The organism is Virgibacillus aidingensis, assembly GCF_010994035.1.
Taxonomy (GTDB): Bacteria; Bacillota; Bacilli; order Bacillales; family Amphibacillaceae; genus Virgibacillus_N.
Genome location: NZ_WIXN01000024.1, coordinates 1 through 8,831 on the forward strand (window position 1 = coordinate 1; position 8,831 = coordinate 8,831).

Annotated in this window: 10 protein-coding genes; 7 read left to right on the plus strand and 3 right to left on the minus strand. The window is 40.5% G+C overall.

Going from position 1 to position 8,831, the window contains the following annotated elements:
- Together GHD25_RS16840 and GHD25_RS16845 are read right to left on the minus strand one after the other, a co-directional pair.
- On the minus strand, positions 1–451 hold a 451-nt coding region (locus tag GHD25_RS16840; RefSeq protein ID WP_164219023.1), incomplete at its 3' end, for an IS110 family transposase.
- 436 nt (positions 452–887) lie between these two features.
- Complete coding sequence (locus tag GHD25_RS16845; RefSeq protein ID WP_164219025.1) at positions 888–2,147, minus strand: IS110 family RNA-guided transposase; 1,260 nt, start codon at positions 2,145–2,147, stop codon at positions 888–890.
- Between the two features lie 482 nt (positions 2,148–2,629).
- Between GHD25_RS16845 and GHD25_RS16850 the strand changes: the two genes are divergently transcribed.
- From GHD25_RS16850 to GHD25_RS16870, 4 genes are all read left to right on the plus strand, one after another.
- A complete protein-coding gene (locus GHD25_RS16850; protein ID WP_164219027.1) occupies positions 2,630–3,202 on the plus strand; it encodes an SCO family protein in 573 nt (190 codons plus the stop codon).
- A 194-nt stretch (positions 3,203–3,396) separates the two neighbouring features.
- Positions 3,397–3,780, plus strand: a complete 384-nt coding sequence (locus GHD25_RS16855; protein WP_164219029.1) for an OsmC family protein — start codon at positions 3,397–3,399, stop codon at positions 3,778–3,780.
- 224 nt (positions 3,781–4,004) lie between these two features.
- Positions 4,005–4,793, plus strand: coding sequence for a sulfite exporter TauE/SafE family protein (locus GHD25_RS16860; protein WP_164219031.1), 789 nt, complete (start codon positions 4,005–4,007; stop codon positions 4,791–4,793).
- 393 nt (positions 4,794–5,186) lie between these two features.
- Complete coding sequence (locus GHD25_RS16870) at positions 5,187–5,786, plus strand: class I SAM-dependent methyltransferase (protein ID WP_164219033.1); 600 nt, start codon at positions 5,187–5,189, stop codon at positions 5,784–5,786.
- Between the two features lie 82 nt (positions 5,787–5,868).
- On the opposite strand, the gene GHD25_RS16875 is transcribed toward GHD25_RS16870, so the two are convergent.
- Complete coding sequence (locus tag GHD25_RS16875) at positions 5,869–6,084, minus strand: hypothetical protein (protein WP_164219034.1); 216 nt, start codon at positions 6,082–6,084, stop codon at positions 5,869–5,871.
- A gap of 312 nt (positions 6,085–6,396) precedes the next feature.
- Between GHD25_RS16875 and GHD25_RS16880 the strand changes: the two genes are divergently transcribed.
- The 3 genes from GHD25_RS16880 to GHD25_RS16890 are packed head-to-tail and all read left to right on the plus strand — an operon-like array spanning position 6,397 to position 8,415.
- A complete protein-coding gene (locus GHD25_RS16880; RefSeq protein ID WP_164219036.1) occupies positions 6,397–7,041 on the plus strand; it encodes a hypothetical protein in 645 nt (214 codons plus the stop codon).
- A gap of 2 nt (positions 7,042–7,043) precedes the next feature.
- Positions 7,044–7,802 (plus strand): cytochrome c biogenesis CcdA family protein, encoded by a 759-nt coding sequence (locus GHD25_RS16885; RefSeq protein ID WP_164219038.1) that lies wholly within the window; start codon positions 7,044–7,046, stop codon positions 7,800–7,802.
- A 19-nt stretch (positions 7,803–7,821) separates the two neighbouring features.
- On the plus strand, positions 7,822–8,415 hold the full coding sequence (locus GHD25_RS16890; protein ID WP_164219040.1) for a redoxin domain-containing protein: 594 nt from the start codon (positions 7,822–7,824) through the stop codon (positions 8,413–8,415).
- Positions 8,416–8,831: the final 416 nt, after the last annotated feature.

Sequence of the window (8,831 nt, forward strand, 5' to 3'; positions counted from 1 at the left end):
GCACCAGCTGATACCTTGCCCGTGTTAATTGTTGCAGTGCAACGTACTGTTTTTCTTTTACAACAGACATGGGCAATCGACCGAACCGAAGGTAGTCGGCGATGACAAAAGCGTCAATTTCATCCGTTTTGTCCATATCGCTGTAGCTCTTTTTGAAGTTGGCGATCTGTTTGGGATTCATGACGAATACCTTCGCTCCCAGTGCACGTAAATCTGAGTCATTGTGTAAAAACATAGATGGATGAAAGCTGTATACACTGGTGGATTCAAGCCCAATTCGCAGTACGTCAACCAATTGATCTTTGACCGTATGGAGTATTTCATCTCGCAGTCGTGTTGCACCTGGAAGATCATTGGCGGTGGTAAAGGATTTAAGTTGATCACCATCACCATTTAAAAAACAAACCTTGATATCAAACGAACTCACATCTAATCCGACAAATAATTTCATGGGATAATTCCTCCCTCTATTTAATTAAAATTTCTTCAAAATGCTCTTGTTTTCTTAGAATTTCATAAACATCCATATTGGAATGTGTTAAAGCTAATCCTTGATAACACGGAATACAGAATATTCTTACCGGAGTATATCCATCCTAACAGCCAAATTGTGAACATTTGGTGCTTGAATATTATGACCATGCTTATATCTCCACGCTTCTTATGGTCGCTTACCCTCCCATGTATCACGGGATATTATCCACACATTCCCTCGTCCTGCGTATCCACAAGGTGGAGGTCGGATAAGCTCCTTTGCTGGGTCATATGCCCGAACGGAATAAATTAGCTCCGACTCTGCATTGTTGGTGTTTGTTCATTCCAGAATTCCAAGTGCATTTATCCATCCATTTTGTTCATAAAGCTTAAGCAGCCTGTAACGATTCTATTTAAGGTAAACCTTTCAATAGCTTGCTTCCATCAAATTCACATTGTTTCTTGCCTATGGCGAACAGTACACGTATTAATTTCCCGCATAACGCAATGAGTGATTGCTGTTTCTTTAACGGATTGTGGGGACGGGTAGTGTAATACCTGTGCAGTGCCTTAAACGTCGGATTACTTGCCACCAGGGGACGTACAGCCAGATATAGGGCTTTTCGCAGTTTTTTTCTGCCGCGTTTGGTGATTCTTGTTTGTCCTTTAAATCTTCCTGAGCTGTGTTCCCGTAACGTTAAACCCGCCATGTTTACCAGTTGTTGTGGGTGGTCATATTTGGTAAGATCCCCTACTTTAGAAAAGAACGTGGCAACGGTTATGGCACCAAGCCCCTTAATTTTCATCATTTCCTTAGCACCTGGTATATCTTTCAACAGTTCCGTGATTTCCTCATCCAATTCTGTTAACTGATTTTGATACAGCTCATACTGGTCTAAAAGGCTGTGTAATTCTCTTCTTGCGAATCGCAATCCAATTTCAATACCAATGCTTTTATTTGCCTTCTCTATCAATTTTGTTGCCCGTTTGATGCCTACGCTACGCTTAGTAGCAGTTTTCCATGCTGCCAGCACTTCTTCGGGAGTCATTTGACGAATCTCATAAGGGAATGGAAACTCGCGCAATGTGAATAGCGCTGTCTTACCGGACCAGTCCTTAAATACATCAACAAATTCTGGAAAATACCGCTGTATGTGATTCTGAATGCGCCCTTCGATGATCATAAGCTGCTTGATGAGCTGATCTCTTAATTTGATCCCTTCCCGTAATTCGGCATAAATGCCATCGAGAAGATTTGGTACGGAGTATCGCCCATCTTTCACAAGCTGTGCAATAACGCGGGCATCTTTGGTATCATTTTTTGTTGGTGAGTTATCATCCAGTTCTTTGGACTTTTTGACGTGCATTGGATTTACCACCACAAAGTGAATATCTTTGGCTTTTAGGTAGTAAGCCAAACCAAGCCAAAAGTGTCCAGTTGGTTCTGCGCCAACAATTACTTCGCTTTTATTGTTTTTCTCCTTCAATCTGGAAATCCAGTCTAAAAGCTGTTGAAATCCATGTATGCGATTGTCAAAGACCAATTTCTTACCCAATTCCACACCCCGGTCATCCTGGGCACGTGCCACATGTTTATCCATGGCAATGTCGATTCCTACTATCAATGTGGATGGTGTGATTTGCGCTAATTTAAGATTTTGATTATAATTCATTACGAGTCCTCCTTGGTATTTATTTAATTTCGGGGTCAATGCATTGACACCCTGTACTATACCAAGAGGGCTCATTTTTGTTCAAACCTCAAATTTCTTCATTACAGGAATGCTCCTTTCAATTTAGAATCATTGGAACTTATTTCTTGGACGCTCTGAGATATCCCTAGTGTGAACGCTGATCAGCAGCCTCGTGTATAAGTACTATCCCTGCATCGAAAGCCGCCCTGGAGCTACTACCATCCAGGTTCGAACATCAGGGTGTATAGCCTGCGTGTATGAAGGTCCGCACGTACACTGGGAAACAGTCTTTTTAATGTGGTTAATCCACAAGGAGAGTAAGAATTGTCCCAAATGATCCTAAGATCATTATCTAGGAATATCTCAGAGCGTCCAAGTTATTGACATATACTAAACAGGTTTTTAAGGAATTTATAGGCTGGAATGAAGAGCCTAAATATAATATACGAGGAGATTAAGAAATGAAACGTTTATTAATACTGATATTTATTACCACGTTTACTCTGGCAGCATGTGGAGAAAGTATCGAGGAAAATATGTCCGGGGAAGTGCAAAATTTTGAATTTACAACACAAGATAACGAAACACTGTCCCTTAATGACTTAAAAGGAGAATGGTGGATAGCTGACTTTATTTTTACCAATTGTACGACTGTCTGTCTGCCCATGACATCAAATATGGCAGATCTTCAAAATAAAATGAAGGAAGAAGATCTGGATGCTCATCTGGTTTCATTCAGTGTGGATCCTGAATATGACAGCCCGGAAGTGTTAAAAGAATATGCGGAAACCTATCAGGCGGATCTTAGCAACTGGTCATTTTTAACCGGTTATGACTTTGATACGATCAAAGAATTTTCAACAGAATCATTTAAATCAGTTGTGGAAGCACCGCCGGAAGGAGATGATCAAGTAATGCACGGCACAAGCTTTTTTCTTGTAAATCCGGAAGGGGAAATAATCAAACGATACTCCGGGACAGAAGCTGAGGAAATGGATAAAATTATTCAGGATTTGAAAATCGCACTTAATTAATTATAGGAAACTTGGATAATCATAGCTTGAATGCTAAAAACCTTACCCTGCCAAAAAGAGGTCACTATTGTGACTTTCTTGCATCAACTTTGTTAAAGATTCTTTTTTATATTGAAATATAAACTGGCAACTTTCATTGAATCTTCACAATTTCTGGGTATCATTTGCTTATGACCAAGAAAGGGGATAGGGGAATGCTTCAATATAATATGAACGAGCACGGATTTCAAACAGAAGCTGGGTTTGGCAGCCTGCCGATTTCAGGACAGGGGGAACACGGTTACCGGCCTTATGAAATGCTGGTGTCCTCCATAGTGGGATGCAGCGGTCTTACACTACGAGTGATTTTAGAAAAAATGAGGCTGGAATTTAGCGATATTCATGTTACAGCTGATGTTTCGCGAAATCCTGACATTGCCAATCGTATTGAAGAACTTCAATTGGTGTTTACCGTTACGTCTGAAAATGCCACCGGAAAAAAGCTGGAAAAAGCACTGGAAATGACAATCAAAAATTGTGGCATGATTCAATCAGTGAAAGATAGTATAAAAATTACAGAATCCATTAAAAGAAAATGACATTATAGGTTATTAAACTTTATTTGCTTTGGCTGTAAGACTTCCACTTCAAAAATGAAAAAACCAGAAAATGGTAAGAATTCAACAGCCAGTAACGTTCGATTCGTTCAAAGCCTTTTAGATCTTACCTTTAAGGTATTCCATATATTTATCAATGGCAAAGTCTGAATTCATAACAGATGTCCCTTTTTAGAGATGCAAAACTATCGGGGAAGAAAGGGGAAATGTTTTTGGACTACAGTCTTGCATTTATAATCGTTCTGTTTCTAATTGCTTTTGTTGGGTCATTTATTTCCGGAATGGTGGGAATCGGCGGTTCGATAGTTAAGTATCCGATGCTTTTATATATCCCGCCTTTGCTGGGCCTATCCACTCTGACAGCCCACGAGGTAGCTGGTATAAGTGCTGTACAAGTGCTGTTTGCAACAATCGGGGGAGTTTGGGCATACAGGAAAGGTCGCTTTCTTAACAAGTCTCTTATTTTTTATATGGGGATCAGCATCCTTGCCGGAAGCTTTATTGGCGGATTTGGGTCTCGATTCATGACAAGTGACGGAGTTAATTTGGTTTATGGTTTGCTTGCCACCATCGCAGCAGTTATGATGTTCGTCCCGAAGAAGCAGATCGACGATATTCCGCTCGACCAGGTCTCTTTCAATAAATGGATTGCTTCCTCCCTGGCATTTATGACCGGTATTGGCGCTGGTATTGTTGGGGCAGCAGGGGCGTTTATTTTAGTGCCGATCATGCTCCTGATCCTGAAAATACCAACACGTATGACGATTGCATCTTCTCTGGCCATAACCTTTATTTCATCCATAGGATCGACTGCAGGCAAAATATTCACCGGGCAAGTACTGTTTATCCCGGCCATCGTCATGATTGTTGCCAGTTTGATTGCTGCTCCATTAGGTGTGAGTGCCGGAAAGCGAACAGATACAAAAATACTTCAGGGAATTCTGGCTGTGCTGATATTGTCCACAGCCATTAATATTTGGTGGGATTTCTTTTAAGAAAACCGCTGAGCTAATTAAAAAGAACTCATTTTGAAAATAATGTAAGTTAAGCAGGGATTTAAATAAAATATGGATTATTTTTGGATTAGGCTGGAATTTTGATTTGATAAGCGGTATAGCTTTGGTTGTTTCGTCTGCAGAACCTTCAATACGTGCTAAAAAGCAGAGGTTTGAGGATGTTTATAGCGTTGGGAGCCACTTCCGCAAGAGTTTTGACAGATATGCTGGCTGCCAAACAAGTCCGGCTTACCTTATTTAAATTAACAGAAGGTTAAGTATGGGTTACATCCTTTGTTCTTTCAGCGAAGGGATTGGTCCCTTTATGATTCTTTTCCTTCTTCATTTAGTGTGATACGCTATTTTGAAAGACAAAAAAGGAGAATAAAAATTATGTCTAAGGAACATTGGGATAAAAGTTTTTCTGATACAGACTTTGTGTACGGTGAAAAGGAAAATCATTTTATAAACAATAAAAGTAATATCATTCCCGACCACTCGATGATTGGATGTTTTGCGGAGGGAGAAGGCCGGAACGCAGTCTATTTAGCGAAGCTGGGACATGATGTAACAGCTTTTGATCAATCAACGGTTGGTCTTGAAAAAACAAAAACTTTGGCCGGTCAAAATAATGTTGAAGTAAAAACAGCTGCAATGGATTTAACGAAAGAAAAGGTTCAGGGAAATCAATTTAATGCAGCGATAATGGTATATGGTCACGTCCCGAAGAACGACCAGAAATTTTTTATGGAAAATATGGTTAATTCAGTGAAAACCGGTGGATATATCATCTTTGAAATTTACTCAGAAGCTCAACTCGAATATCAAACAGGCGGTCCAAAATCTGTTGATATGCTATATGATCCGGCAGATATCCTGAATTGGTTTCAAAGTTACAAATTTATTCACTTTTATTACGGAGAAGCGGTTCGCAATGAGGGAAAAAGACATGTTGGAACAGGTCATGTGATTCAGGCTGTTATGAAAAAATGACGGCAGCGTAAAATTCTTTTAATAAAATCAGTTGGCTGGATTTGTGAAATCCAATATGGAATTTCCACCAGCCAATTCTTGTCTAATCTAAATGCGTATTTATACCACAATTATTCCCTGTTAACAATTGTTGCATTCCTGCAGCAAGAATATGAGTTTCTGCCCATAATTCAATGTTTGAGTCATTTAGCTGAACCGCATCCACAATAAGCAACTGCTCACTCATCATTTGAAAATTTTGGTAAAATATCTTTGTTCGGCCGCTGATAGCTTTGAAGCGTGATTGAATGGCGGCCAATTTTCTGCAATTGTGTTTGGAGACAGGCTGCTGGACAAGGAATAATTTACAGTGTACCTCAGGATGTTTGAGATCTTAGAGAAGGTCTTCTATCTGGGGATTGCAGTTTCCACCTGAATTAAAAAACTTCGCAGACCCTCCTGTATATAAAAAGATTTATATTTAACCTGTTCTAGAGCTACGCATTGGTGACCAGGACAATCAGAAAGAATACCTTTCTTGAATGATAATCATAAAAAAATTATTTTCATTAAATTTTCATATTAAACATTTAGGATAGTATTGAAAGTGTGAATAGAGGAGTATATTGTCATGATAATTGCAAGCAGAATTGAATCCATCGGCATCATTATTGCAAGTTTGGCAATTGGTTTGATTTCCTTCTATGTATTGAGTGATTTGCCAAAAAAACAAAAGAAAAAACTTATGGAAGAATTGACTTCACTGCTAATTAATTTCATCATTTTTATCTGGGTTGGAAAAATTCTGCTGAATATTTCTTTATTCATTCAAGATCCGCTTGCTGTGCTGGCTTACCCAGGGGACTCCGGAGCATTTTACCTGGCAGTTCTGTTTACGGCCATCTCTGTTATTTATAAAACGTTACGTAAAAGTTTCAACATACCGGTGTTTGCAGAGACGTTTTTGCATGTATTCCTGGTGGCATCCTTCTTTTATGAATTTATTCAAATGATTCTGGGGGATCATACATACTCTTTTGGATATATGGTTGTATTGGCCATGCTGCTGATCCTGTTTTTTGTGATGCGCGGGCGTATATCATTATTCGTTCTGCTTATAACGATATTGGCTGGTTGGGTTGCAGGAGTACTGGTGCTAAGCATGATACAGCCGTTTGTAACTGTATTTGGCTATATTGTAGCACCATGGTTCATCGGTTTATTTTTCATAGGCTGTTTGTTAATAATAATATTTAGTAAAAGGAAGAGGGATTAATAATGGGTGCGATAGAAGCAGAAACAATGTTATTGGTCGGAATGTTTTTGGCAGTTGGTGCAGGGGCATTATCCTTTTTGTCTCCCTGTGTATTGCCAATTTTCCCTGCCTACATGTCCTACATTACCGGGATTAGTGTGAAAGAATTGCAAGGGGATCAAGATAGGAAAATCCGGCGTCAGCTGCTGAGTCATTCATTTTTCTTTTTGCTGGGGGTGTCCCTGGTATTCGTTAGCCTGGGTGCCAGTGCTTCTTTTTTGGGGCAATGGGCTCAAAATTTGCTGATCGGTGATACGGGACTGTTAATCCAAAGAATTGCAGGGATTTTTATTATATTTATGGGACTGTTTGTTGCAGGTTGGATTTCGATACCAGCGCTGATGAAGGAAAGGCGTTTACATTACTCCAAAAAGCCTGCTGGATTTCTGGGCACTTTCTTTGTCGGTTTAGGATTTGCTGCAGGCTGGACACCTTGTATAGGGCCAATTTTTGGTTCTATTCTGCTGCTTGCAGCTACAAACCCCGGCCAAGGTGTATTTTACACCATATTTTATGTGATTGGCTTTGCATTGCCTTTCATTATTTTAACATTTTTCCTCGGGTCGACGAAATGGATTGTACGGCACAGTGGCGTAATCATGAAGGTTGGCGGTGTGCTCATGGTCGTAATGGGTCTCGTTTTATTTTTTGGTCTGATGCCGCGTATTTCAGCATTTTTGCTTGATTTGGTACAGGATACATGGATGTCACGACTAGGTTAAAACAACGGAGGAATGTACAATGAAAAAAGGAATACTTATTGTAATTGTAATCGGAATGCTTGGCTGGGCTATATTCGACTTTGTAAGCTCATCGGATGATACAGCAGTGGAAGAGGATGCTATGTCAGGCAATAGTATTACTTCTCCTTCTACGGAAGAATCGGAAGAAGATGTCGTGGAATCAGACGAGACTGGATTAGAGAAAGGAAAAATGGCTCCTGATTTTGAAGTAACTACTTTGGATGGTGAACAGGCGAAACTATCCGATTATCGGGGAGAACGCATCATGCTTAACTTCTGGGCAACCTGGTGCCCTCCGTGCCGCGCGGAAATGCCTGATATGCAAAAACTTTATGAGGAAGAAGATGTTGTCATCCTGGCAGTCAATATGACAAACTCGGAAAGCAGTGAGGAAGAGGTTGCTGAATTTGTGGCTGATTTTGGATTAACATTTCCGATACCGATGGATCAGGAGGGAAATCTCATGGAAACTTATCAGATTTCAGCATACCCAACGTCATATATGATCGATTCCAACGGCAGAATACAATTTGTCTCGCTTGGGGCGATGAACCACGAGCAAATGCTGCAGCAGCTGGAAAGTATGAACTAAAGATGCGTGTTGCTATAAGTAAAGAGAAATACTTCATTCACTCACCAGGGGGATGAAGCAACGAATGCGGGGAAACCGCACCATTCATTCACTCATCAGGGGATGAGACAACGAACGCGGAGAAAAAGACTCCATTCGTCCACTCATCAGAGGGATGAAGCAACGAACGTGGAGAAAAAGACTCCATTCGTCCACTCATCAGAGGGATGAAGCAACGAATGCGGAGAAAAAGACTCCGTTCGTCCACTCATCAGAGGGATGAGGCAACGAACGCGGATAAAAACACTCCATTCGTCCACTCTTCAGGGGAATGAGGCAACGAATGCGGGGAAAACCGCACCATTCATTCACTCATCACAGGAATGAGGCAACGAATGCGGGGAAAACCGCACCATTCATTCACTCATCAGAGGGAT